This window comes from Serratia sp. CY76391 (assembly GCF_052166695.1).
Lineage (GTDB): Bacteria > Pseudomonadota > Gammaproteobacteria > Enterobacterales > Enterobacteriaceae > Serratia > Serratia nematodiphila.
Genome location: NZ_JBJNOJ010000006.1, coordinates 413,815 through 437,533, shown reverse-complemented (window position 1 = coordinate 437,533; position 23,719 = coordinate 413,815). Strand labels below are relative to the sequence as shown.

Genomic DNA, 23,719 nt, shown 5'->3' with positions numbered 1-23,719 from the left:
AACGGGCGCCTCGGCGCCCGTTTTGTTTTTCTCAGCGGCTTAAAGCAGCGTGCCGTAAATGGTCAACAGCGCCACCACCACCACGATGATCATCGTCACCTTGCGCGCCAGCGTCACCGCCGCCCGCGGCGTTTGCACCGGATCCATATGCGGATCGCGCGCCAGCGAGAACTGGGCCAGCCGCGTCAGCACCTGATACGACGACGAATGCCGATCCCCCAGCGAGGCGAACCAGGCAGGCAACGCGCGTTCACCGTGGCCAAACAGCGCGTAGGCCACTCCAGCCAAACGCACCGGGATCCAGTCCAGCCAGTTCAGCAGGTGATCGATGCCCGATTGCGAACGCTCCAGCGGCGTATTGTGGCGCGCCAGCCAGGTTTGATAGGCGCGCAGGAAGGCATACCCCGCCAGCGCGATCGGCCCGTACGGCCCACAGACCACAAACCAGAACAGCGGTGCCAGGTAATAACGGAAGTTAATCCACAGCAGCGCGTTTTGCAGCTCGCGCAGGCGCAGCTCTTCGCTGCAGTCCACCGGCAAGCCGTGGATCAACGCCAGCTCTTCCGCCATCTGATCGCTGGCGTGGATATCCCCCTGCCGCGCCGCTTTCAGGTAGGCGCGGTAGTGTTTGCGCTTAATGCCAGCGCCGACGCACAGCAGATCGATGACGATCCACAGCAGCAGCGTCACCACGCCGAAGAACAGCCCGTGCGACAACCACAGAACGCCCCAGACGATCACCATCCAGGCGGCGGTCATCGCCAGCGTCTGTGCCAGCGAAACCCGATGCAGCCGCTGAAATACCACTTCGAGGCGATGATCCAGCTGCCAGTGTTCTCCCAGCTTGAACAGGCGCTCCCAGGCCAAAACCAGCAACAGCGTAAACAGCGTCATTAGCGATTCCTCTCCCTTTTTCTTGTCTCAAGCATAGCGTCGGCGGGCGCGCCGCGTTGTTCCAGAGATGCCAGATAGCGATCCCAATCGAACGCCGGCCCGGGATCGGTCTTGCGGCCGGGGGCGATATCGCAATGCCCGGCGATATTGGCCGCCAGCGGTGGATAATGTTCGGCCAGCAGCACGGTGACCGCCTGCAGCGTGCGATATTGCGCTTCGGTGTAGGGTAACTGGTCAGTCCCTTCCAGCTCGATGCCGATGGAGAAATCGTTACACCGATCGCGCCCCTGATACAGGGAAACGCCCGCGTGCCAGGCGCGCTGGTCGAAGGGCACATACTGCACTATCGCCCCGTCGCGGCGAATCAGGCAATGCGCCGACACCCGCAGCTGATGGATATCGGCGAAATAAGGGTGCTGCGCAGGGTCGAGCATGCCGGTGAACAGCTGGTCGATATAGGGGCCACCGAACTCGCCGGGCGGCAAGCTGATGTTGTGGATGACCAGCAGCGAGGGCGGCTCGTCATCCGGGCGCCGATCGCAGTGCGGCGAGAGCACTCGCGTCACCCCAACAATCCAGCCATTTTCCAACTGCATCAGACACCTCTCTGCGGTGGTACTTATTCCTGCAACAGAGTAGCATGTTCCCCTACGATCTAACCGTCCATTTCGGAGTTTTCCATGCCGACACGCCGCTACAGTGCCGACAGTCGCCGCACCGAGCTTCTTGAACGAATTGAAAGTGATATTCCCTATGCCGTCGCCCAGGCGCTGCGCGAAGACCTGGGGGGTGAAGTCGACGCAGGGCGCGATATTACCGCGCAATTGTTACCGGCAGACAAACAGGCCGAAGCCACCGTCATCACCCGCGAAGCCGGCGTGTTCTGTGGCCGCCGCTGGCTGAACGAAGTCTTTATTCAGTTGGGCAATCAGGTGCAGGTGGAGTGGCTGGTGGCGGACGGCGACCGTCTGACGCCGAACCAACCGCTCTGCCGGCTGCGCGGCCCGGCGCGGGTGATGCTGACCGGCGAGCGCACCGCGCTGAACTTCGTGCAGACGCTTTCCGGCGTGGCGACCGAGGTCAGCCGCTATGTGGCCCTGCTGGAAGGCACCCGGACTCGCCTGCTCGATACCCGCAAGACCTTGCCCGGCCTGCGCACCGCGCTGAAATACGCCGTGCTGTGCGGGGGCGGCAGCAACCACCGGCTGGGGCTGTCCGATGCCTTCCTGATCAAGGAAAACCACATCATCGCCTCCGGCTCGATCAAAAACGCGGTGGAAAAAGCCTTCTGGCTGCACGCCGACGTGCCGGTGGAAGTGGAAGTCGAGTCGCTCGATGAACTGCAGCAGGCGCTGGATGCCGGCGCCGATATCATCATGCTGGACAACTTCAGCGTAGAGATGATGCGTCAGGCAGTCGCCCAAACCCAGGGCCGCGCCCAGCTGGAAGTGTCCGGCAACGTCACCCGCGAGACGCTGCGCACCTTCGCCGAAACCGGCGTGGATTACATTTCGGTCGGCGCGCTGACCAAGCATGTGACCGCGCTCGATCTGTCGATGCGCTTCAAATGATCCCCTCGCCCCCGGCCGCTGCCGGGGGCATTACCGTAAAATTGCGAACCTCCTCTCACCGTTTTTTTCACCGCTGCAAACCACATCATTACTGATGGAAGCGCGCCGAGAAACGCGCAAAAGCCCCTCGCCGAGCCCCCGAGCAAGCCGCTACCGTTGTCTTCCACACCCCAATGGAGGAAACAACGCATGGAAACGCAACGCGGCTTTACCCTGATAGAACTGATGGTGGTGATCGCCATCATCGCCATCCTCAGCGCCATCGGCATCCCTGCCTACCAGCGCTACATCCAGAAAGCGGCAATGACCGACATGCTGCAAACCATGGCGCCGTATAAACTGGCGGTCGAGCTGTGCGTGCTGGACGAAGGCGCCCCCACCGGCTGCGAGGCCGGCAGCAAAGGCATTCCCACCGGCGGCACGTCGCGCTATGTCAGCGGGGTGAAAGTCGTCAAAGGCGTGATCACGCTGACCGGCAGCCAAACGCTGCAGGGCCTGGCGGTGGCATTAACCCCCAAGTCGAACGCCGATGGGCTGACCCGCTGGACCCGGCTGTGCAGCAGCGAAAACGCGACGCTGGTTGAGGTGTGCCAGGAAGTCTTCCGCTTCGACAACGCGGCGGAGTAACGGCGATGAACGCGCAAATCAGCGAAGAGGTTCACGCCCTGTGCCGGCGCTATCAGGCGCTGGCGCTGAGCGAAGACCCGACCACCCTGACGGTCGCGCTCAGCGAAGAAGCGCCGCAGGGGCTGCTGGCGGCGCTGCGCTTCGCCACCGGCAAGCGCATCCATTTGGAACAATGGCCGGCGGCCAGGCTGGAGATGGCGCTGAACCAGCACCACGAGCCGCTCCCGGCGCCGTTGACGGCCGAAGAGGACACGACCGACATCGCCTACCCCGACGACGGCGATGCGCCGGTGGTACAGTTCATCAACCAGACGCTGCGCCTGGCCATTCAGCGCCGCGCTTCGGACATTCACTTTGAGCCCTTTCGGCAGCATTTTCGCATTCGCCTGCGCATCGACGGCGTGCTGCAAACCCTTGCCTCACCGCCGCCGCAGCTGGCTGCGCGCCTCATTGCCCGGCTGAAGATCCTCGGCCAACTGGATATCGCCGAGCGCCGTCAACCTCAGGACGGGCAGCTCAGCCTGACGCTGGACAGCGCGCGCTATGCCATGCGCATCGCCACCCTGCCGACGTTGCACGGCGAAAAGGTGGTGTTGCGCGTTCAGCAGGGCGAGCAGCAAGAGCTGCCGCTGGATCAACTGGGCATGAGCCGGACGGATCTGGCGCGCTACGCGGCAGCGTTGGCCTGCCCGCAAGGTTTGATCCTGGTGACCGGCCCGACCGGCAGTGGCAAGACGGTAACGCTGTACAGCGGGCTGCGCCAGTTGAATGATGCGCAAAGCAACCTGTGCAGCGTCGAGGATCCGGTCGAGATCCCGCTGTTCGGCGTCAATCAGACCCAGATCAACGCCAAAACCGAGCTGAACTTCACCCGAGTGCTGCGTGCCCTGCTGCGCCAGGATCCGGACGTCATCATGATCGGCGAGATCCGCGATGCGGAAACCGCCGAGATCGCGGTCAAGGCCGCGCAAACCGGCCACCTGGTGCTGTCGACGCTGCATACCAACTCCACGGCTGAAACCCTGACGCGGCTGATGCACATGGGTATCCCCGGCTACCTGCTCGCCGGCTGCCTGAAGCTGGTCGTCGCCCAGCGGCTGGTGCGCAGGCTGTGTCGCCACTGCCGCTACCCGCAAAGCCAGCCGGCGCATTTTCCCACCGCGCTCTGGCCGGAACCGCTGATCGCCTGGCGCGCCGACGGCTGCGAGCACTGCTTCGGCGGCTATTATGGGCGCATCGGCGTGTATGAACTGTTGGCCATTACGCCGGAAATTCAGGCGGCATTGCTGGCGAACGCCGCTCCCAGTCTGCTGGCGGATATCGCCCGCGAACAGGGGCAGCTTTCGCTGCTGCAGGCGGGTCTGGCGCTGGCCGCCGAAGGCACGACCTCGCTGGAAGAACTGTACCGCGTGATCGACGTCGTCCAACTCGGCGTAACCACGCCATGAAAGCGCGCCGGTTATTTCTGTGGCAGGCTTTCGACGCTCAGGGCACCTTACGCCGCGGCGAACTGATGAGCGATGAAAAACGGCAGGTGAGCCGGATGCTGATCGAACAAGGCCTGCAACCTTGGCGGATCGGGCACGGCAAACGCGTCACGCCCGGCCAATGGCGCGGAGAACCGTTAATCCACTTCACCCGCCAGCTCGCCACCCTGTTGCAGGCCGGGCTGCCGCTGGTCAATACGCTGCAGTTGCTGGCAGCAGAGCATCCTTCGGCAGCCTGGCGCTGCCTGCTGCGCCAGCTGGCCGACCACGTGCGCGAAGGGCAGCCGCTCTCCGAAAGCCTTGCCGCACAACCAAGCGTTTTTCCACTGATCTATCGCCAGCTGATCGCCATCGGCGAACTGACCGGCAACCTCGATCGCTGCTGCCTGCAGCTGGCACAACAACAGGAGGCCCAGTTGCTGCTGCGCCGCAAGGTGACCAAAGCGCTGCGGTATCCCCTCTTCATCTGCGCGGTGGCGCTGCTGGTCAGCGTGCTGATGCTGGTGATGGTGCTGCCGGAATTTGCCAAAGTTTATCAGTCGTTCGATGCGCAGCTGCCCTGGTTTACCCAAGGATTATTGGGGTTGTCCGCGCTGCTGATCGCCGTTGGCCCCTATTTGGCGCCGCTGCTCGGCGCGTTGCTGTTCGGCTACTGCCGCTGGCTGCATCCGCGCCCTCCGTGGCGCCAACGCGAACAGGCCGCCTTGCTGCGCCTGCCGCTGATTGCCCGGCTGGTGAGTGGCGGCGCGCTGAGCCAAACATTTCGTATCCTGACCATGACCCAACGCGCGGGGCTGACGCTGGTAGAAGGCTTGAACGCGGCGGCGCTGGCGGCGGATCATCCGCTGTACCGGCAGGCGCTGGAGCAGGTGCAACGGCAGATCGCCGAAGGCGAAGCGTTTCATCAGGCCCTGGGTTTGCAACCGCTGTTTCCGCCACTGTGCCGGCAGCTGGTGCGGGTGGGTGAGGAGTCCGGTTCGCTGGACGCCTTGCTGGATAAGTTGGCGCAGTGGTATGAACGGCAGACGCTCGAGCTGGCCGATACGCTGGCGCAAACGCTGGAGCCGCTGTTGATGCTGGTGGTGGGCGGGATTGTCGGCGCTTTGGTGATCGCCATGTATCTGCCTATCTTTCAACTGGGCAGCGTGCTGGGATAAAGAAGAGGATAGCGGGCGCCGCGGTGCGCGGCACCCGAATGCAAGCTGCGGCTTATTTGCTGCCGAAGACGCGGTTTTCCTGCTCCGCCACGCGGATAAAGGTGGTGCGCTTGGTCAGCTCTTTCAGACGCTCGGCGCCGACGTAGGTGCAGGCGGAACGCAAGCCGCCGAGGATATCGCGCACGGTAAACTCCACCTCGCCGCGCAGCGGCAGCTTGACGGTTTTGCCTTCGGCCGCGCGATACTCTGCTACGCCGCCGACGTGGCGCTTCATCGCCGATTCAGAGCTCATGCCGTAGAACAGCATGAACTTCTCGCCGTTCTCTTCCACCACGGTGCCTTCGCACTCGTCGTGGCCGGCCAGCATGCCGCCCAGCATCACGAAGTCCGCGCCGCCGCCGAAAGCTTTGGCGACATCGCCCGGCACCGAGCAACCGCCGTCGCTAACGATTTGGCCGCCCAGCCCATGGGCCGCATCGGCGCATTCGATCACCGCCGACAGCTGCGGGTAGCCCACACCGGTCTTCACGCGGGTGGTGCATACCGACCCCGGGCCGATGCCGACTTTAACGATGTCGGCGCCGGAGAGGATCAACTCTTCCACCATCTCGCCGGTTACCACGTTACCTGCGCAGATGACGTGATTCGGGCAGGCTTCGCGCGCTTTCTGCAGGAAGGCGACGAAGTGTTCGGAGTAGCCGTTGGCCACGTCGATACAGATGAATTTCAGCGCCGGAGACAGAGCCAGGATCTGCTGCATTTTGGCGAAGTCGGCTTCGGAGGTGCCGGTGGAGACCATCACATGGCGCAGCACCGATTCCGGCATGCGCTGCACGAAGTCAGCCCATTGCTCGACGCTGTAGTGTTTGTGTACGGCGGTGAGAACGTCGAAAGAAGCCAGGGCCTCGGCCATGCGGAAGGTGCCCACAGTGTCCATGTTGGCGGCGATAATCGGCACGCCGGACCAGCTGCAACCTGAATGCTTGAAGGTAAACTGACGTTCCAGTTCAACCTCGGAGCGGCTTTTCAGCGTGGAACGCTTAGGGCGGATCAACACGTCTTTAAAGCCCAACTTCAAATCTTCTTCAATACGCATGACTTATGATTTCCTGGTTAATGGCGACGGATCGCAAGGAGGATATTCGAACCTCTACCCGACGGCTTTCCAGTGGCGCAAAAAGACGGCGGCGAGATTAATGCCAGTTCCAGTGACGTTATAATACGCGCTAATAATCGCCGAACAAGACTGCGAATTCGCCTTTATTTACGCTACAATCCGACAAATTTACCTGCATAATCGCAGTGTGATTGCCCGCTCATTTTTGCCGTGCCGCTGCGTTTTTTCTCGCCACCCAATCGGTGCCGATGCGCAAGCGCCGCCTGCCGACTTGCACTTCTGCGCGATCGCTTTATGATTCGACTATTATTTTTTTATGAACATCGGATGCACCTAACACCATGGCCTACATTGTTGCGTTGACCGGGGGCATAGGCAGCGGCAAGACGACCGTCGCGAACGCCTTTGCGCGCCACGGCGCAACCCTTGTCGATGCCGACGTGATCGCCCGTCAGGTCGTCGAGCCGGGCACCCCTGCCTTGGCCGCGATCGCCGAACGATTTGGTAATGAAATGTTGCTGCCGGACGGTGCGTTGGATCGCGCTGCGCTGCGTCAGCGTATCTTCAGCCATCCCGATGACAAAACCTGGCTGAACCAGCTGCTGCACCCGCTGATACACCGTGAAACCCAGCGCCAACTGGCGCAGGCCACCAGCCCGTACGCGCTGTGGGTGGTGCCGCTGCTGGTGGAAAACCGCCTGCAGGATCGCGCCGATCGGGTGCTGGTGATCGACGTCGACGCCGAAACCCAGCTGGCTCGCACCATCGCGCGCGACGGCGTAAGCCGTGAGCAAGCGCAGAGCATTCTCGCCGCCCAGGCCACGCGCCAGCAGCGCCTCGCCGTGGCGGATGACATTATTGACAACAGCGGCGCCGCTCAGGGGATAGAGCCACAGGTCGCCGCTCTGCATCGTCGCTACCTTGAACTGGCGGCAACAGCGCCCCAACAGGATTAAACTGCATGAGTGATGTTTCCCCAACCGTTCTCTTTGAACACCCGCTGAACGAGAAGATGCGCACCTGGCTGCGCATCGAATTCCTGCTGCAACAGCTGCACGGCCAACGCGCCCTGAGTGAAACCGCCATCGCCCTCACCTTCTTTCGCACCGTCTCCGACTTGCTGGACGTGCTGGAACGCGGCGAAGTGCGCACCGAACTGCTCAAAGAGCTGGAGCGCCAGCAGCAGAAACTGTTGGCCTGGGCCGATGTGCCGGGCGTGGATATGGCGCTGATCGACCAGCTGCGCGGCCAGCTGAAGTCGCGCTCATCGGCGCTGATGGCGGCGCCGCGCCTCGGCCAGGCGCTGCGCGAAGATCGGCTGATCGGCCTGGTGCGTCAGCGGCTGAACATTCCTGGCGGTTGCTGCAGCTTCGATCTGCCGACCCTGCATATGTGGATGCACGCGCCGCAGCAGGATCGCGATGCCGACGTCGCCGCCTGGCTGCAGTCGCTGGATCCGCTGAACCAGGCGCTGATCATGGTGTTGGATCTGATCCGCCAATCCGGGCCGTTCCGCAATCAAATCAGCCTGAACGGCTTTTTCCAGGACAACGCCGAAGGAGCGGATCTGCTGCGCCTGCGCCTCCATCTGGCGCCGCAGCTTTATCCGCAGATTTCCGGCCATAAGACGCGTTATGCCATTCGTTTCCTGCCGCTGGATAGCGAACATGGCGCGGTGCCTGAACGCCTGACGTTCGAACTGGCCTGTTGTTGAACTTATGAAAGAAAGCCTTCTCATTACTGTCAGAAGGCGTAAGGAACCGTTATGACGACCGTAGTAAAATGCCCAACCTGTGGCACCGGCGTGGTTTGGGGTGAAGTCAGCCCATTCCGGCCGTTTTGCAGCAAACGCTGCCAGCTGATCGATCTCGGCGAGTGGGCCGATGAAGAGAAGCGCATTCCGAGCAACAGCGATCTGTCGGAAAGCGAAGACTGGAGCGAAATGGACGATCGCTGATCGCCCGCTGTTGGCCTGGCGGACGCCAGGCCAAACTGGTTATTGCGCGGCGTTCGCCTGTGCCACCAGCAGCTGAATAATGCCGACGTTGGCTTCCGGGAACTCGTCTTCACGCAGGTCCGCCTGTTTTACCCAGCGCATCGGTTGCCCCTCACGGCCGAACGGCTCACCCGCCCAGGACTCCACCAGATAAAAATTCAGCGTCACGATGCGATCGCTGAAGCGATGCTCCACCACCTCCAGCAGTTCGGCGCGCTCGGCTTCGATACCGGTCTCTTCACGCAGTTCACGGCTCAGCGCCTGTTCAGGCGTTTCACCCTGTTCGATTTTGCCGCCGGGAAACTCCCAAAAGCCGGCCATGTGCGCATCGGCGGCGCGGCGGGTAATAAAGATCTCCTGTTGAGCATTGCGGATAATGCCCACGGCGATATTCAGATGTTTCATCTCACCCTCCTGATGGGTGCCAAAAAACAGGGGCTCAGCAAGCTGAACCCCTGGGTGTTATCGGTTAACCGCGGCCGGCATTACTGCAGGCGGCCGTGGCACTGCTTGTATTTCTTGCCGGAACCGCATGGGCAAGGATCGTTGCGGCCCACTTTACGCTCGGCGGTCGCCGGCGCGTTCGGATCTTCAGTCACCAGCGCGTTCTCGTCGTGGTGGCTCAGCTGTTGCTGCTGCGCCAGGCGCTCGGCCTCTTCACGGCGCTGCTGTTCCAGCGCTTCCACCTCTTCCGGCATCCGCACCTGTACCTTGCTCAGCACGCTGATCACTTCATATTTCAGCGATTCCAGCATGGTGGCGAACATGTTGAAGGATTCACGCTTGTACTCCTGCTTCGGATCCTTCTGCGCGTAACCGCGCAGGTGGATACCCTGGCGCAGGTAGTCCATCGCCGCCAGATGCTCTTTCCACAGAGAATCCAGCGTCTGCAGCATCACGCCCTTCTCGAAGTTGCGCATCATCTCGCTGCCGACCACTTCTTCCTTACGCTGATACTGCTCTTTGGCGTTCTCCAGAATGCGTTCGCGCAGCGTCTCTTCGTGCAGCTCCGGCTCTTTGTCCAGCCACTGGGCGATCGGCATCTCCAGATCGAAGTCGTTCTTCAGGCGCTCTTCCAGCCCCTGAATGTCCCACTCTTCTTCCAGCGATTGCGGCGTGATGTAGTTGTCGATGGTGCTCTTGAACACGTCCTCGCGGATGCTGGCGATGGTTTCGCTCACGTCGGACACGTCCAGCAATTCGTTGCGTTGGCTGTAGATAGCGCGGCGCTGATCGTTGGCGACGTCATCGTACTCCAGCAGCTGCTTACGGATGTCGAAGTTGCGGCTTTCTACCTTACGCTGGGCATTGGCGATCGCCTTGGTCACCCACGGGTGCTCAATCGCTTCGCCTTCTTTCATGCCCAGTTTACGCATCATGCCGGACACGCGATCCGAGGCGAAGATACGCATCAGGGCATCTTCCATCGACAGATAGAAGCGGGATGAACCGGCGTCGCCCTGACGACCGGAACGGCCGCGCAGCTGGTTATCGATACGGCGCGATTCATGGCGCTCGGTGCCGATGATATGCAGGCCGCCCGCCGCCAACACCGCGTCGTGGCGCTCTTTCCAGGCGGCTTTGATGGCTTCGATCTGCTCTTCGGTCGGCGCTTCCAGCAGCGCCACTTCGGCTTGCCAGCTGCCGCCCAGCACGATATCGGTACCACGACCTGCCATGTTGGTGGCGATGGTTACCGCACCGCTCTGGCCGGCCTGAGCGACGATGTCCGCTTCCATGGCGTGGAATTTGGCGTTCAGCACCTTGTGGTCGATGCCCGCTTTGGTCAGCTCACGGGACACCACCTCGGATTTCTCGATTGAGATGGTACCCACCAGCACCGGTTGGCCTTTGGCGGTACGCTCGCGGATGTCCTCGATGATGGCGCCGATCTTCTCTTTCTCGGTCATGTACACCAGATCCGGCATGTCCTTACGGATCATCGGACGGTTGGTTGGCACCACGATGGTGTCCAGCTTGTAGATCGAGCTGAATTCGAAGGCTTCGGTATCGGCGGTACCGGTCATCCCGGCCAGCTTCTCGTACAGACGGAAGTAGTTCTGGAAGGTGATCGAAGCCAGCGTCTGGTTCTCGTTCTGGATCTCCACGCCTTCTTTGGCTTCCACCGCCTGGTGCAGACCGTCGGACCAGCGGCGGCCCTGCATGGTACGGCCGGTGTGTTCATCGACGATGATCACTTCGCCGTCTTTCACGATGTAGTCAACGTCGCGGGTGAACAGCACGTGGGCGCGCAGCGCGGCGGTAACGTGGTGCATCAGCATGATGTTGGTCGGCGAGTACAGCGATTCGCCTTCATCCATGATGCCAGCCTCTACCAGCATCTCTTCGATCAGGATCAGGCCGCGTTCGGTCAGGTGTACCTGACGCGCCTTCTCATCCACCGAGAAGTGCCCTTCACCCTTGAAGGTGTCGGAGTCTTCTTTTTCCTGGCGGATCAGTTTAGGGATCAGCTTGTTGACCTTGATGTACATCTCGGAGCTGTCTTCGGCCGGGCCGGAGATGATCAGCGGCGTACGCGCTTCATCGATCAGGATGGAGTCCACCTCATCCACCAGCGCATAGTGCAGTTTGCGCTGCACGCGCTCTTCCGGGCTGAACGCCATGTTGTCGCGCAGGTAGTCGAAGCCGTATTCGTTGTTGGTGCCGTAGGTGATGTCGGCGGCGTAAGCTTCACGCTTGGCCGGCGCCGGCATGCCCGGCAGGTTGATGCCGATGCTCAGGCCGAGGAACTCGAACAGCGGGCGGTTGTTTTCGGCGTCACGCTGCGCCAGATAGTCGTTGACGGTCACGACGTGCACGCCGCGGCCGCTCAGGGCGTTCAGGTAGGCCGGCAGCGTCGCGGTCAGGGTTTTACCTTCACCGGTACGCATCTCGGCGATGCAGCGGTCGTTCAGCACCATGCCGCCCAGCAGCTGCACGTCGAAGTGACGCATGCCGAACACGCGCTTGCTCGCCTCGCGCACCACGGCGAAGGCTTCCGGGATCAGGCTTTCCAGCGACTCGCCTTTTTCCAGGCGTGCGCGGAACTCGTTGGTTTTCGCTTTCAGCTCGTCATCGGACAGTTTTTCCATGTCCGGTTCCATGCGGTTGATCTGCTCAACCACTTTGCGCATGCGGCGCAGGGTACGATCATTACGGCTGCCAAAAACTTTGGTTAATAATTTCACTAACATGATGTTTGATATCTCTGTCATGACGGCCGAATGCGGCAGTCAACTTGCTATTATTTATGGTTTTTGTGCCCTAAGGGCGGAGTCAGACGAGAACGACGGGCCCGGCGCGAATGCCCTGCACCTGAGCCACCCACAGGCCGGTCTGGTGCCGTGCCAGCGTTGGCAGCACCTCGAGGTGGGTGTGGCGAATGATGGTCGGCGGCTTCGGCTCATGCGTCAGCAGCGCATTGAGGGTAGACAGCAGCGCCAGTTGCGCTACCTGCAAAGGCGGTTCCGCTTCGGCTTCGCTCTCCTGTACCCGCGCATAAACCGCCTGTGGCGCCAGCGCGAAAGAGAGGTGACGAATGACGGTGCGCAGTGCATGCTGCTGCCAATAATCTACGCTGAAGGTAGGGCGGCGGTGCGCGTCCTGCAGCAGGGCCAGGCTGTTGAAGGTGCCGTTGGCCGAATTTTGCCGGTTAAGGCTGGACGACGTATTCGGCAGCGCGGCCTGATCGGGAGCGCCGGACAAATTGGAAGACGCGCCAAGCGTGGCCGCAACCATCCCTAACAGGAGATGGGGCCAGAAATAACGTCTGCCAAATTGTCGCCAACGATTTAGAATACCGATCACGAGTTTATAATCCGCCGGAGCCCATTATGCGCGATAGCCGTCCACAATTATTAGATGTCCTGTTCGACGACGCGTCTGCCGGCAGCAAAGGGCCGCTACATAACGTCCAGCAACGCGCGGTGGCGCTGCTCAAGCTTAACCGTGCAGTGAAGGGCCTGTTGCCCGCTCCCCTGCATCCCTGGTGCCGCGTCGCGAATTTCCGACAGGGTATTTTAGTGCTCGAAACGGCAAATGCCAGTTGGATGATGCGCTTGCGCTACGAACAACCCGCTTTGCTGTCTGCACTACGAGCGCAAATTCTACCATCATTGTCGTCGATCGACATCAGGATTAATCCGGCCTTGATGGCGAAAGGCAGCAACCAGGTGCAAAACGCCGAGAAAGCGCCGGAAAAACCCGTGCCAATGCGTCATTTGAGTCTGGAAAGTGCGGAAGAGCTGAGGGGATTGGCGAGCCGTAGCCCGGAGAAACTGCGCAAGATATTGGAACGGCTGGCTGCATTGGCCGGAGAGGGTACCAACACAACCAGTCGTGATAAGTAATCAGCGACACAACTGCAAAACATCAGACGGCATCACGAGCCTGAATTCTCAGGCTCTCAGAGGATGCGCCTGCCGTTATCCGCAGCAGGCGAGGAATTCAGACCTTACGCCAATACGGTAGACGGTGCCTTGAATGCCAACGGCATTTCGGCTTCGTCCTGGAAGGTCACGTATTCCCACGCTTCCTGCTTGGCCAGTACGGCCTGCAGCAGTTTGTTGTTCAGCGCGTGCCCAGACTTGAACGCGGTGAACGCGCCAATGATGTTGTGGCCGCACATGAACAGGTCGCCGATGGCGTCCAGCATTTTGTGACGTACGAACTCGTCTTCGAAACGCAGACCGTCTTCGTTCAGCACGCGGTAGTCATCTACCACGATGGCGCAATCGAAGCTGCCGCCCAGGGCCAAGCCGCGGGACTGCAGATATTCGATATCGCGCATGAACCCGAAGGTGCGCGCGCGGCTGATTTGACGCACGAACGACTCAGCCGAGAAATCAAGACGGTAGCGCTGAGAGCTGGCGTCGATAGCCGGGTGATTGAAGTCGATGGTGAAGTCCAGGCGGAACCCGTTATGCGGGGACAGCTCGGCCCATTTGTCGCCATCTTCAACACGCACGGTCTCTTTCAGACGCAGGAATTTCTTCGCCGAGTTCAGTTCTTCGATGCCGGCATCCAGCAGCAAGAACACGAACGGACTGGCGCTGCCGTCCATGATTGGGATTTCAGCGGCATCGACTTCGATGACGATATTGTCGATGCCCAGCCCAGCCAGCGCAGCGTTGAGGTGCTCAACGGTCGAAATACGCACGTCATGCTCATTCACCAGGCAAGTACAGAGCATGGTATCACGCACGGATTTTGCATCAGCCGGAAAATCAACCGGTGGATTCAAGTCAGTGCGACGATAGATGACCCCGGTATTAGCCGGCGCTGGGCGCATTGTCAGCGTGACTTTCTTGCCGGTATGCAAACCGACGCCAGTCGCCTGAACAATACGTTTTAATGTCCTTTGTTTGATCATCGTTTTATCTCGCAATGTTATCCATCCTACCAGCCAAGCATACAGCATGGCCGGCGGGACAGTTTAGCACAAAGAGCGGAGATTCCAAATTCTCAGGATATTCTTAGTCTGCCTGTTTACGCAGGAAGGCTGGAATATCAAGATAGTCGGGCTCTTTATTCGGCTGCGCAGCTTGGTCGTTGACCACCTTGGCGGCAGGTTTCACTTCCTGCGGCAGAGGCGACATGCCGTGCTGTTGATAACGGTGATCCATCACCGGCTGGCTGGCCTGCTTATTGGTCACCAGGGTGATTTCAGGACGTTTGTCCATACCGATACCGGTTGCAACCACGGTTACGCGCAGTTCGTCGTTCATTTCCGGATCCAGCGAGGTACCGATAACCACGGTGGCGTTGTCGGACGCGAACGCACGGATGGTGTTACCCACGGTTTCGAACTCATCCAGACGCAGATCGAAGCCAGCGGTAATGTTGACCAGCACGCCGCGCGCGCCGGACAGGTCGATGTCTTCCAGCAGTGGGCTGGAGATCGCCATTTCGGCCGCTTCTTCGGCGCGGTCTTCACCGCAAGCCACGCCAGAACCCATCATCGCGTAGCCCATTTCGGACATCACGGTGCGCACGTCGGCGAAGTCGACGTTCATCAGGCCCGGACGGGTGATCAGTTCGGCAATACCCTGCACCGCGCCTTTCAGCACGTCGTTGGCCGCGCCGAACGCGTCCAGCAGAGAGATGCCGCGCCCCAGAACTTTCAACAGCTTGTCGTTCGGGATGGTGATCAGCGAGTCCACGTGTTTGGACAGTTCAGCGATACCCTGCTCCGCGAATGCCATGCGCTTTTTGCCTTCGAAGTTGAAAGGCTTGGTCACCACGGCCACGGTCAGAATACCCAAATCTTTAGCCACTTCAGCCACCACTGGCGCCGCACCGGTACCGGTACCGCCGCCCATGCCGGCCGCGATGAAGACCATGTCTGCGCCGTCCAGCGCTGCGCGCAGGGCTTCGCGGTCTTCTTCCGCTGAATTGCGACCCACCTCAGGGTTCGCGCCCGCACCCAGACCTTTGGTAATACCGCTACCAATCTGGATGGTTTGGCCAACCGCCGTTTTGCGGAGCGCCTGGGCGTCCGTGTTCACAGCGAAGAATTCAACACCTTCGATGCGCTCGCGCACCATGTGTTCAACGGCGTTGCCACCGCCGCCGCCGACGCCGATGACTTTAATCACCGCGTCATTGGTTAGTTCCATTGGTTCAAACATAGTTTCTCTCCGTTTTGTGCCTGTCGCTGCGAGATCATAAAAAGATTACTCAGCATGATCTCTTTGTTGAAACATTAAAACTCTTTTCTCAGCCAGCTATTGATACGTTTAAACCAATTGCCCACCGAGGCGCGTTTTTCTACTTCTGTCTCACCGCTCAGGTGAGACTCTTTTCCATAGTGCAGCAGACCTACCGCCGTCGAGTAGTAAGGCTCCTGCGCATAATCCGTCAGCCCCGTGATGTTCAAGGGTTGGCCGATGCGTACCTGAGTGTGGAACACCCGTTGCGCACAGGCTGCCAGGCCATCAATCTGGGCGGCGCCACCGGTCAGCACGATACCTGCCGCCAGATGATGCTTCACCCCTTGCTGACGCAGTTGCTCCTGCAATTGCAAAATTTCATCGTTAACCAGATTCAACAGTTCGGTGTAGCGTGGCTCAATGACTTCAGCCAGCGTCTGTCTTTGCAGACTGCGCGGAGGACGTCCCCCGACGCTAGGCACCTCTACATTCTCATCCTTGCTAACAATCGACCCAAGCGCACAACCGTGTCGAACTTTAATCGCTTCCGCGTCGGTCGGCGGGGTGCCGAAGGCGTAGGCGATATCGCTGGTGACCACGTTCCCGGCATAAGGGATCACTTTGGTGTGGCGCAGCGCACCGCCGGTATACACCGCCATATCCATGGTGCCGCCGCCGATATCCACCACGCAAACGCCGAGTTCGCGTTCATCTTCGGTCAGCACCGCGTAGCTCGCGGCCAGACCGGCGAAAATAAGTTGGTCAACTTTCAGGCCGCAACGTTCCACGGCCTTGACGATGTTCTTCGCCATATCGTTATGGCAGGTAATCAGATGCACCTTGGCCTGCATGCGCACGCCGGACAGCCCAACCGGGTTTTTGATGCCTTCCTGATAATCAATGGCGTATTCCTGAGGAATCACGTGCAGGATGCGGTGTTCGTCGCGCACGCGCACCGATTTGGCGGTGTGCACCACATTCTCCACGTCGTCCTGCGTCACTTCCTCTTCCGAGATCGGCACCATGCCGATTTCGTTCTGGCAGCTGATGTGTTTGCCCGACAGCGCCAGGTACACCGAAGAGATCTGGCAGTCCGCCATCAGCTCGGCCTGATCGATGGCGCGCTGTACGCACTTCACCACCGATTCCAGGTCGTTTACGCCACCCTTATCCATACCGCGAGACGGGCAGCTGCCCACCCCGATAATGTTGACCATGCCATCGGGCAGAACTTCCCCTACCAACGCGGAGACTTTTGCAGTACCGATCTCCAGTCCAACTACCAGTTTTCTGTCCGTCGACTTGATCATTGTTGTTTTGCCTGTGCCTGATTCTGTTGCTGATTACTGTTTTGCTGACCGCCAAGCGCCTGCGGATCGACCAACACCGGAGCCCACCCTACCGAAGCACCGGACTCGTAGCGCAGATCGACATAGCTGACACGCTTGCTCTCCGCCTGGCCCTGCTGCTGCAATACCGGGTAAAGCTCGATAAACCGCTGCAAACGCCCGTTGCGGTCATCGCGCCCCAGCTCAAGCCGGACATCGTTGTCCAGCGCCAGCTGCCAGGAATGGCGCGCGGTCATCGCCGCCATTTTCAGCGTATATTTGCTGGCCGCCAACGTGGCGCTCATCGCCCGATAGCCTTCCAGCACATCCTGCTCGCTCCCTTCCGGCCCGTAGAGCAGCGGCAACTTCTGCTTGCCCGCCCGCTCCGCCGGCACGCTGAACGCTTTGCCCTCGGCGTCCACCATGTGCAAATCGTTCCAGCGCGCCACCGGGACGTACTCCACCAAATGGATCTTCAGCTCATCCGGCCATTGTTTGCGCACGCTGGCCTGCTTGATCCACGGCAGACGTTCGATCTGCTGCTGGATGACGTCCACATCCTGCGTCATAAAGGTGCCGGGTGCGCCCAGCGCCAGGATCGCCTGACGAATATCATCGTTGGTGGTGTAATGGCGTTCGCCGGTCACCACCAGCCTTGAGAGCGGCAGGCGGCTGGCGTCTTTCATCCAGCCAAGCACCGCCCAACCGCTCCACACGACCGTTCCCAACACCATCAGCAGGAAAATCATTCCCGCCAACTGGGTTCCATTGCTGCGACGCGGGCCGTTATCCACCTCGCGATCGCGCGCATTCAGGGCAGCTTGCGACATATCAGTCGGCCAACTCCAAAATTCTCGCCACTAGCTGCGAGAAGCTTAATCCAAACTGGCGCGCCGCCATCGGCACCAGGCTATGACTGGTCATGCCCGGAGAGGTGTTCACCTCAAGCAGATAGAAGCGGCCATCGCTGTCTTGCATCACGTCGACGCGGCCCCAGCCGCTACAGTCCAGACCGCGGTAGGCGCGCAGCGCCAACGCCGCCATCTCGGCTTCCTGCTCGGCGTTTAAACCGCTCGGGCAGAAGTACTGTGTGTCGTCCGAAATGTACTTGGCCTGGTAGTCGTAAAACACGCCGGCCGGCTGGATGCGGATTGACGGCAGAACCTGATCGCCCAGCATCGCCACGGTGTATTCCGGGCCGCTCAACCACTTCTCCACCAGCACATCGTCGTCATGGCGGAAGGCCTCTTCCAACGCCGCTTCCAACGCCGCGCTTTCGGTGACCTTGCTCATACCGACGCTGGAGCCTTCACGGCTCGGCTTGACGATCAGCGGCAAACCGAGATCCGCCACACGCGCCAGCAGCGCCGCTTTTTCGGCACCGAGGTACAGCTGGCGATTCAGCGCCACGTAAGGCGCTACCGGCAAGCCCATCGACTGCCACACCATCTTGGTGCGCCATTTGTCCATGGTCAGCGCCGAGGCCATCACGCCGCTACCGGTATAAGGCAGTTCGAGGAACTCCAGCAGCCCTTGCAGGGTGCCGTCCTCGCCGCCGCGCCCGTGCAGCGCGATAAACACTTTGGTGAACCCTTGCTCTTTCAGTTGGGTCGCCGGGAAATCGCGGGTATCGACACCGTGCGCATCGATACCGGCTTCGCGCAGCCCGGCCAGCACCGCGGCGCCGGATTGCAGGGAAACTTCGCGTTCGGCGGAGGTGCCGCCCAGCAGAACTGCAACTTTATCAGCCATGGTGCTCCTCCTCTTTCTTCGGCGGCTGCAGCTTCAGCTCGGCCAGTTTACGGGCGATTTTGCCCACGTTGCCGGCGCCCTGCACCAGCACCAAGTCTTCATCCTGCAGCAGCTGCGCCAGGGTTTCCGGCACGCTATCGGCATCGGAAACCAGGATCGGATCCAGCTTGCCGCGGCTGCGGATGGTGCGGCACAGCGAACGGCTGTCCGCGCCCGGGATCGGCGCTTCGCCGGCGGCGTACACGTCGAGCATCAGCAGCACATCCACCTGCGACAGCACGTTGGCGAAATCGTCGTACAGATCGCGGGTGCGCGTATAACGGTGCGGCTGGAAGATCATCACCAAACGCTTGTCCGGCCAGCCGGCGCGCGCCGCTTTCAGCGTGGCGTCCACCTCAGTCGGATGGTGGCCGTAATCGTCCACCAGCATCGCGCTGCCCGCTTTGCCGTTGACCGGTTCCAGCGGGAACTCGCCGAGGAAATCGAAGCGGCGCCCGGTGCCCTGGAAGCCCGCCAGCGCGCGCAGAATATCTTCGTCGTCAATGCCTTCTTCGGTCGCTACCGCCACCGCCGCCGCTGCGTTCAACGCATTGTGGCGGCCCGGCGCGTTCAGCGTCACCGTCAGCAACGGCTTATCCTGGCGGCTCAGGGTAAAGTGCCCCTGCGGCCCAATCTGCCGGTAGTCTTCGATGCGCACATCCGCATCCTCACTGAAGCCGTAGGTGGTGATATGGCGACCCACGCGCGGCAACAGCTCACGCACCACCGGATCGTCAATGCACATCACCGCGCGGCCGTAGAACGGCAGGTTGTGCAAGAAATTGATAAACGTCTGTTTCAGGTTCTCGAAGTCGCCCTGGTAGGTGTCCATATGGTCGGCTTCGATGTTGGTGACCACGGCCACCATCGGCTGCAGATGCAGGAACGACGCATCGCTCTCATCCGCCTCCGCGATCAGATAACGGCTGGACCCCAGTCGCGCGTGGGTGCCCGCCGCCTTCACCAGCCCGCCGTTGACGAAGGTCGGGTCCAGGCGGGCTTCGGCATAAATGCTCGAGACCATCGCCGTGGTGGTGGTTTTGCCGTGCGTGCCGGCAATAGCGATGCCGTGACGAAAACGCATCAGCTCCGCCAGCATTTCAGCGCGGCGGATCACCGGGATGCGCGCTTCACGAGCGGCGACGATCTCCGGGTTGTCGGCGGAGATGGCGGTAGAGACCACCACCACGCTCGCATCCAGCACGTTTTCCGGACGGTGATTGAAATAAATCGTCGCTCCGAGCGCGCTCAACTGTTGGGTCACCGGATTCGGCGCCAGGTCGGAGCCGCTGATCTGATACCCTTCGTTTGCCAACACTTCGGCGATACCACCCATGCCGGCGCCACCGATGCCGACAAAGTGAATGTGCCGGACGCGACGCATCTCGGGCACGATAGTACGTAGTTTCGCCAGTTGTTGTGTATTCATCACTCTCTCTAATCCGGATCCGGTACCCCGGCCCTACATCACATTGCTTTTATTCAGGTTCGGCGCACCGAACCCCTGCACTCGTTACTTGGCGAGCCGCACCAGCTCCGCCGCCACGCGCTCGGTGGCGTCCGGAATGGCGACCGCGCGCGCTTTCTCGGCCATGGCCAGCAGCGTCTTGCGATCCCAGCTCGCCAGCAGTTGGGCCACCACATCGGCGTTAAACTGCGGCTGTTCGATAATTTTCGCCGCGCCGGCTTCTTCCAGCGGACGCGCATTCCAGTACTGCTGACGATCCTTATGCATGAACGGCACGAAGATCGCCGGCAGCCCCGCCGCCGCGATTTCGCTGACGGTCAACGCGCCGGAGCGGCAGACCACCACGTCGGCCCAGGCATAGGCGGCGGCCATGTCATCGATGAACTCGGTCACCTTGTGCTGCGTCTGCCCTACCCTTTCGTAGTCGCGCAGCACCGTTTCCAGCGCGCCCTTGCCAACCTGATGCCAGAGCGTAATTCTATCGCCCAAACGCGCCGCGACTTCAGGAACTGTCTGATTCAGCACGCGCGCGCCCTGACTTCCGCCAATCACCAGCACGCGGATCGGACCTTCGCGCCCTTGCAACCGCTCCGCCGGCAGTGGCAGCGCCAACACGTCGGTGCGCACCGGGTTGCCCACCACCTCGGCGTTCGGGAACGCGCCGGGGAAGGCCTGCATCACTTTGGCGGCGATGCGCGCCAGCCAGCGGTTGGTCAAACCGGCGATGCCGTTCTGCTCGTGCAGCACCACCGGGATGCCGCACTGCCAGGCCGCCAGGCCGCCGGGGCCGGAAACGTAACCGCCCATCCCCAGCACCACATCCGGCTGATAGCTGCGCATAATGGCTTTCGCCTGACGCACCGCCTGCCAGATCCGCAGCGGCGCCGTCAACTGGGCCTTCAGGCCCTTGCCGCGCAGGCCGGAGATGCGGATAAAATCAATCTCGATCCCGTGCTTCGGCACCAGATCGGCTTCCATTCGGTCTGCGGTTCCGAGCCAGCGCACCTGCCAGCCCTGCGCCATCAGATGATGCGCGACCGCCAGCCCCGGGAACACATGCCCGCCGGTACCGCCTGCCATCACCATTAAACGCTTAGGTTTCCCGCTCATCCCTTACCTCTTCACAAACGCCTGAGCCTTGGTCAGGCGCGTTTCATAATCAATTCGCAGCAACAGCACGATCGCCGTCGACATAATCAGCAGGCTCGAGCCGCCGTAACTGATCAGCGGCAGCGTCAGACCTTTGGTCGGCAGCATGCCTGCGGCGGCGCCGACGTTAACCAGCGCCTGGAAGCTGAACCACACGCCGATCGCGCAGGCCAGGAAGCCGGAGAAGCGTTGGTCGATCTCCAGCGCGCGGCGCCCGATGGACATCGCGCGAAAAGCGACGAAGAATACCATTAACAGGGCTAAAACCACACCGATATAGCCCAGTTCTTCACCCAAAATGGAGAAGATGAAGTCGGTGTGCGCTTCCGGCAAATACTCCAGTTTCTGCACCGAGTTGCCGAGCCCCTGCCCCCAGAACTCACCGCGGCCAAACGCCATCAGCGACTGGGTCAGCTGGTAGCCGCTGCCGAACGGGTCGGCCCACGGGTTCCAGAACGAGGTCACGCGGCGCATACGGTAGGGTTCCGCGATGATCAGCAGCACCACGGCAAACACGCCGGAGCCGATGATCGCCAGGAACTGCCACATTTTCGCGCCGGCCAGGAACAGCATTGCCAGCGTGGTGATGAACAGCACCACCACGGTGCCGAGATCCGGTTGCGCCAGCAGCAGCACCGCCAGCACCACCATCACGCCCATCGGCTTACAGAAGCCCCAGAAGTTGCTGCGCACCTCTTCCACCTTGCGCACCAGATAGCTAGCCAGATAGCAGAACAGCGACAGCTTGGACAGCTCCGCCGGCTGAATACGCAGCGGGCCGAGCGCGATCCAGCGCGAGGCCCCGTTTACCGAGCTCCCCACCACCAGGACGATCAGCAGCATCACGATCGACATCAGCAGCATCACGTTGCTGTAGCGCTGCCAAACTTCCATCGGGATGCGCAGCGTCACCAGCGACAAGCCGAACGCCAGGCCGAGGTACAACGCATCACGCTTGGCGAACAGGAACGGATCGTCCGCCAGGCGTTGGCCGATCGGCATCGACGCCGAAGTCACCATCACGAAGCCGATGATCGCCAACCCGAAGGTCAGCCACAGCAGGGTGCGATCGTACAGCACCATGTTGACCGCGTCGTTGTCACGCGCGCCGGTCACCCAGTCTTTCATCCGTTCTGTCAGCCCGAAGTTCGGCAAGCGTAGTTTCATCCGCCAAGCTCCTGCGCCAGGCGGGCGAACTCATCGCCGCGCACTTCAAAATTACGGAACTGATCGAGGCTGGCGCAGGCCGGCGACAACAGCACCATATCGCCGGGCTGTACGCGGCCGGCGATGGTGCGCATCGCCTGCTCCATGGTCTCGGTCAGCGTCGCCACTTCCGGCCGCAGCTGCGCCAGCTGGGCGCCGTCGCGGCCAAAGCAATACAGACGCACATTGTCGCCCTGCAGATAGCGCGCCAGCGGCGAGAAATCGGCGGACTTGCCGTCGCCGCCCAGCAGCAGATGCAGCGTGCCGTCCACCTGCAGGCCGTTCAGCGCCGCTTCGGTGCTGCCGACGTTGGTGGCTTTGGAATCGTTGATCCAACGCACGCCGTTGTGCTCCCAGGCCAGCTGGAAACGGTGCGCCAGGCCGGTAAAGGTGGTCAGCGCCTTCAGGCTGGAGGCACGCGGGATATTGACCGCATCCGCCAACGCCAGCGCCGCCAGGGCGTTGGTGTAATTGTGGCGGCCGGTCAGCTTCATCTCGCGCGTATTCAGCACCTTCTCACCGCGCACCCGCAGCCAGGTTTCCCCCTGCTGACGGTTCAGGTGATAGTCGCCCACGTCCGCCCCGAAGCTGACGCAGCGTTCGTCAGCGCCGCGCACCGGCATGGTCAGCGCATCGTCCGCGTTCACCACGCACACCGCGGCGTTTTCATACACGCGCAGCTTGGCGCCGCGATACTGCTGCAGGCCAAATGGATAACGATCCATATGATCTTCGGTCACGTTCAGGATGGTCGCCGCCGCCGCTCGCAGGCTATACGTCGTTTCCAGCTGGAAGCTGGACAGCTCCAGCACGTACAGCTGACATTCCTGACGCAACAGGCTCAGCGCCGGCAGGCCGATATTGCCGCCCACGCCTACCGCCCAACCGGCGGCTTTCGCCATTTCGCCCACCAGGGTGGTGACGGTGCTTTTGCCGTTGGAGCCGGTGATCGCTACGATCGGCGCCTGCGCCTCGCGGCAGAACAGTTCGACGTCGCCGACGATTTCCACGCCGGCGTCCGCTGCGGCGCTCAATGCCGGGGTCGCCAACGCGACGCCCGGACTGGCGACGATCAGATCCGCCGCCAGCAGCCAGTCCTGATTCAAATCGCCCAGATGGCGCTCCACGCTTTCAGGCAGTTTGTCCAACCCTGGCGGCGCGATACGGGTATCCATCACGCGCGGCGTTACACCGCGCGCCATGAAGAAATCGACACAGGACAGGCCGGTGAGACCCAACCCGATGATGACGACTTTTCTACCCTGATAGTCTGCCATG

Annotated in this window: 23 protein-coding genes; 8 read left to right on the top strand and 15 right to left on the bottom strand. The window is 61.2% G+C overall.

What is annotated here, in order from left to right; translation table 11 throughout:
• Positions 1-39 precede the first annotated feature (39 nt).
• Together ampE and ampD are read right to left on the bottom strand one after the other, a co-directional pair.
• Positions 40-894 (bottom strand): beta-lactamase regulator AmpE, encoded by an 855-nt coding sequence (gene ampE, locus ACJ8PN_RS12875; protein ID WP_171453328.1) that lies wholly within the window; start codon positions 892-894, stop codon positions 40-42.
• Entirely contained in the window at positions 894-1,490 is a 597-nt protein-coding gene (gene ampD / locus ACJ8PN_RS12870) for a 1,6-anhydro-N-acetylmuramyl-L-alanine amidase AmpD (protein ID WP_351107338.1), read from the bottom strand. Before ampD ends, ampE begins: the two co-directional genes overlap by 1 nt.
• Before the next feature lie 84 nt (positions 1,491-1,574).
• Here ampD and nadC point away from each other — a divergent pair, with 84 nt between their 5' ends.
• From nadC to hofC, 4 genes are all read left to right on the top strand, one after another.
• Positions 1,575-2,465 carry a carboxylating nicotinate-nucleotide diphosphorylase gene (gene nadC, locus ACJ8PN_RS12865; RefSeq protein WP_004932717.1) on the top strand — a complete coding sequence of 297 codons (891 nt, stop codon included), beginning with the start codon at positions 1,575-1,577 and terminating at the stop codon, positions 2,463-2,465.
• Positions 2,466-2,654: 189 nt separating this feature from the next.
• Complete coding sequence (ppdD, locus tag ACJ8PN_RS12860; RefSeq protein ID WP_171453325.1) at positions 2,655-3,092, top strand: prepilin peptidase-dependent pilin; 438 nt, start codon at positions 2,655-2,657, stop codon at positions 3,090-3,092.
• Positions 3,093-3,097: 5 nt separating this feature from the next.
• A complete protein-coding gene (gene gspE / locus ACJ8PN_RS12855; RefSeq protein WP_351107341.1) occupies positions 3,098-4,540 on the top strand; it encodes a type II secretion system protein GspE in 1,443 nt (480 codons plus the stop codon).
• The gene (gene hofC, locus ACJ8PN_RS12850) at positions 4,537-5,736 is read left to right on the top strand and encodes a protein transport protein HofC (protein ID WP_351107344.1); all 1,200 of its coding nucleotides are present in this window, start codon (positions 4,537-4,539) and stop codon (positions 5,734-5,736) included. Before gspE ends, hofC begins: the two co-directional genes overlap by 4 nt.
• Positions 5,737-5,788: 52 nt before the next feature.
• On the opposite strand, the gene ACJ8PN_RS12845 is transcribed toward hofC, so the two are convergent.
• Positions 5,789-6,832 carry a GMP reductase gene (locus tag ACJ8PN_RS12845; protein WP_015376656.1) on the bottom strand — a complete coding sequence of 348 codons (1,044 nt, stop codon included), beginning with the start codon at positions 6,830-6,832 and terminating at the stop codon, positions 5,789-5,791.
• A gap of 362 nt (positions 6,833-7,194) precedes the next feature.
• On the opposite strand from ACJ8PN_RS12845, the gene coaE reads away from it, so the two are divergent.
• From coaE to yacG, 3 genes are read left to right on the top strand one after another with little or no spacing between them, the layout of a single operon-like run.
• The gene (gene coaE, locus ACJ8PN_RS12840) at positions 7,195-7,809 is read left to right on the top strand and encodes a dephospho-CoA kinase (protein ID WP_004932729.1); all 615 of its coding nucleotides are present in this window, start codon (positions 7,195-7,197) and stop codon (positions 7,807-7,809) included.
• 5 nt (positions 7,810-7,814) lie between these two features.
• Positions 7,815-8,567 carry a cell division protein ZapD gene (gene zapD, locus ACJ8PN_RS12835; RefSeq protein WP_004932732.1) on the top strand — a complete coding sequence of 251 codons (753 nt, stop codon included), beginning with the start codon at positions 7,815-7,817 and terminating at the stop codon, positions 8,565-8,567.
• Between the two features lie 51 nt (positions 8,568-8,618).
• On the top strand, positions 8,619-8,810 hold the full coding sequence (gene yacG, locus ACJ8PN_RS12830; RefSeq protein WP_004932737.1) for a DNA gyrase inhibitor YacG: 192 nt from the start codon (positions 8,619-8,621) through the stop codon (positions 8,808-8,810).
• Between the two features lie 39 nt (positions 8,811-8,849).
• Here yacG and mutT read toward each other — a convergent pair whose 3' ends face one another.
• The 3 genes from mutT to secM form a co-directional block, all read right to left on the bottom strand.
• Positions 8,850-9,254: an 8-oxo-dGTP diphosphatase MutT gene (gene mutT, locus ACJ8PN_RS12825; protein ID WP_171453322.1), complete on the bottom strand. Its 405-nt coding sequence runs from the start codon at positions 9,252-9,254 to the stop codon at positions 8,850-8,852.
• A gap of 80 nt (positions 9,255-9,334) precedes the next feature.
• Positions 9,335-12,043 (bottom strand): preprotein translocase subunit SecA, encoded by a 2,709-nt coding sequence (gene secA, locus ACJ8PN_RS12820; protein WP_004932741.1) that lies wholly within the window; start codon positions 12,041-12,043, stop codon positions 9,335-9,337.
• 82 nt (positions 12,044-12,125) lie between these two features.
• Positions 12,126-12,656, bottom strand: a complete 531-nt coding sequence (secM, locus tag ACJ8PN_RS12815; protein ID WP_004932747.1) for a secA translation cis-regulator SecM — start codon at positions 12,654-12,656, stop codon at positions 12,126-12,128.
• Between the two features lie 26 nt (positions 12,657-12,682).
• Here secM and ACJ8PN_RS12810 point away from each other — a divergent pair, with 26 nt between their 5' ends.
• Positions 12,683-13,198: a DUF721 domain-containing protein gene (locus ACJ8PN_RS12810; protein ID WP_004932751.1), complete on the top strand. Its 516-nt coding sequence runs from the start codon at positions 12,683-12,685 to the stop codon at positions 13,196-13,198.
• A 104-nt stretch (positions 13,199-13,302) separates the two neighbouring features.
• Here the strand turns inward: ACJ8PN_RS12810 and lpxC are convergent, their stop codons facing one another.
• The 9 genes from lpxC to murD form a co-directional block, all read right to left on the bottom strand.
• On the bottom strand, positions 13,303-14,220 hold the full coding sequence (gene lpxC / locus ACJ8PN_RS12805) for a UDP-3-O-acyl-N-acetylglucosamine deacetylase (protein ID WP_004932754.1): 918 nt from the start codon (positions 14,218-14,220) through the stop codon (positions 13,303-13,305).
• A 103-nt stretch (positions 14,221-14,323) separates the two neighbouring features.
• A complete protein-coding gene (gene ftsZ, locus ACJ8PN_RS12800) occupies positions 14,324-15,478 on the bottom strand; it encodes a cell division protein FtsZ (protein ID WP_004932757.1) in 1,155 nt (384 codons plus the stop codon).
• A gap of 74 nt (positions 15,479-15,552) precedes the next feature.
• Positions 15,553-16,809: a cell division protein FtsA gene (gene ftsA, locus ACJ8PN_RS12795; protein WP_004932758.1), complete on the bottom strand. Its 1,257-nt coding sequence runs from the start codon at positions 16,807-16,809 to the stop codon at positions 15,553-15,555.
• Positions 16,806-17,657: a cell division protein FtsQ gene (ftsQ, locus tag ACJ8PN_RS12790; protein ID WP_004932761.1), complete on the bottom strand. Its 852-nt coding sequence runs from the start codon at positions 17,655-17,657 to the stop codon at positions 16,806-16,808. The genes ftsA and ftsQ overlap by 4 nt, the downstream gene beginning before the upstream one ends.
• Position 17,658: 1 nt before the next feature.
• Positions 17,659-18,579 carry a D-alanine--D-alanine ligase gene (locus tag ACJ8PN_RS12785; RefSeq protein ID WP_171453321.1) on the bottom strand — a complete coding sequence of 307 codons (921 nt, stop codon included), beginning with the start codon at positions 18,577-18,579 and terminating at the stop codon, positions 17,659-17,661.
• Positions 18,572-20,047, bottom strand: a complete 1,476-nt coding sequence (gene murC, locus ACJ8PN_RS12780; RefSeq protein ID WP_028127852.1) for a UDP-N-acetylmuramate--L-alanine ligase — start codon at positions 20,045-20,047, stop codon at positions 18,572-18,574. Before murC ends, ACJ8PN_RS12785 begins: the two co-directional genes overlap by 8 nt.
• Positions 20,048-20,131: 84 nt before the next feature.
• The gene (gene murG / locus ACJ8PN_RS12775; protein ID WP_437189328.1) at positions 20,132-21,196 is read right to left on the bottom strand and encodes an undecaprenyldiphospho-muramoylpentapeptide beta-N-acetylglucosaminyltransferase; all 1,065 of its coding nucleotides are present in this window, start codon (positions 21,194-21,196) and stop codon (positions 20,132-20,134) included.
• Between the two features lie 3 nt (positions 21,197-21,199).
• A complete protein-coding gene (ftsW, locus tag ACJ8PN_RS12770) occupies positions 21,200-22,402 on the bottom strand; it encodes a cell division protein FtsW (protein WP_004932776.1) in 1,203 nt (400 codons plus the stop codon).
• Positions 22,399-23,718 carry a UDP-N-acetylmuramoyl-L-alanine--D-glutamate ligase gene (gene murD / locus ACJ8PN_RS12765; RefSeq protein ID WP_025301569.1) on the bottom strand — a complete coding sequence of 440 codons (1,320 nt, stop codon included), beginning with the start codon at positions 23,716-23,718 and terminating at the stop codon, positions 22,399-22,401. Before murD ends, ftsW begins: the two co-directional genes overlap by 4 nt.
• Between the last annotated feature and the right edge of the window lies 1 nt (position 23,719).

Excerpts from the sequence above, each read along its gene's own strand:
- ppdD (WP_171453325.1), top strand. The coding sequence starts at position 2,655 with ATGGAAACGCAACGCGGCTTTACCCTGATAGAACTGATGGTGGTGATC.
- ampD (WP_351107338.1), bottom strand. The coding sequence starts at position 1,490 with ATGCAGTTGGAAAATGGCTGGATTGTTGGGGTGACGCGAGTGCTCTCG.
- murD (WP_025301569.1), bottom strand. The coding sequence starts at position 23,718 with ATGGCAGACTATCAGGGTAGAAAAGTCGTCATCATCGGGTTGGGTCTC.
- ACJ8PN_RS12810 (WP_004932751.1), top strand. The coding sequence starts at position 12,683 with ATGCGCGATAGCCGTCCACAATTATTAGATGTCCTGTTCGACGACGCG.
- ftsQ (WP_004932761.1), bottom strand. The coding sequence starts at position 17,657 with ATGTCGCAAGCTGCCCTGAATGCGCGCGATCGCGAGGTGGATAACGGC.
- ftsZ (WP_004932757.1), bottom strand. The coding sequence starts at position 15,478 with ATGTTTGAACCAATGGAACTAACCAATGACGCGGTGATTAAAGTCATC.
- ampE (WP_171453328.1), bottom strand. The coding sequence starts at position 894 with ATGACGCTGTTTACGCTGTTGCTGGTTTTGGCCTGGGAGCGCCTGTTC.
- ftsA (WP_004932758.1), bottom strand. The coding sequence starts at position 16,809 with ATGATCAAGTCGACGGACAGAAAACTGGTAGTTGGACTGGAGATCGGT.
- yacG (WP_004932737.1), top strand. The coding sequence starts at position 8,619 with ATGACGACCGTAGTAAAATGCCCAACCTGTGGCACCGGCGTGGTTTGG.
- gspE (WP_351107341.1), top strand. The coding sequence starts at position 3,098 with ATGAACGCGCAAATCAGCGAAGAGGTTCACGCCCTGTGCCGGCGCTAT.
- secA (WP_004932741.1), bottom strand. The coding sequence starts at position 12,043 with ATGTTAGTGAAATTATTAACCAAAGTTTTTGGCAGCCGTAATGATCGT.
- murG (WP_437189328.1), bottom strand. The coding sequence starts at position 21,196 with ATGAGCGGGAAACCTAAGCGTTTAATGGTGATGGCAGGCGGTACCGGC.
- coaE (WP_004932729.1), top strand. The coding sequence starts at position 7,195 with ATGGCCTACATTGTTGCGTTGACCGGGGGCATAGGCAGCGGCAAGACG.
- ftsW (WP_004932776.1), bottom strand. The coding sequence starts at position 22,402 with ATGAAACTACGCTTGCCGAACTTCGGGCTGACAGAACGGATGAAAGAC.
- murC (WP_028127852.1), bottom strand. The coding sequence starts at position 20,047 with ATGAATACACAACAACTGGCGAAACTACGTACTATCGTGCCCGAGATG.
- mutT (WP_171453322.1), bottom strand. The coding sequence starts at position 9,254 with ATGAAACATCTGAATATCGCCGTGGGCATTATCCGCAATGCTCAACAG.
- ACJ8PN_RS12785 (WP_171453321.1), bottom strand. The coding sequence starts at position 18,579 with ATGGCTGATAAAGTTGCAGTTCTGCTGGGCGGCACCTCCGCCGAACGC.
- zapD (WP_004932732.1), top strand. The coding sequence starts at position 7,815 with ATGAGTGATGTTTCCCCAACCGTTCTCTTTGAACACCCGCTGAACGAG.
- nadC (WP_004932717.1), top strand. The coding sequence starts at position 1,575 with ATGCCGACACGCCGCTACAGTGCCGACAGTCGCCGCACCGAGCTTCTT.
- hofC (WP_351107344.1), top strand. The coding sequence starts at position 4,537 with ATGAAAGCGCGCCGGTTATTTCTGTGGCAGGCTTTCGACGCTCAGGGC.
- lpxC (WP_004932754.1), bottom strand. The coding sequence starts at position 14,220 with ATGATCAAACAAAGGACATTAAAACGTATTGTTCAGGCGACTGGCGTC.
- ACJ8PN_RS12845 (WP_015376656.1), bottom strand. The coding sequence starts at position 6,832 with ATGCGTATTGAAGAAGATTTGAAGTTGGGCTTTAAAGACGTGTTGATC.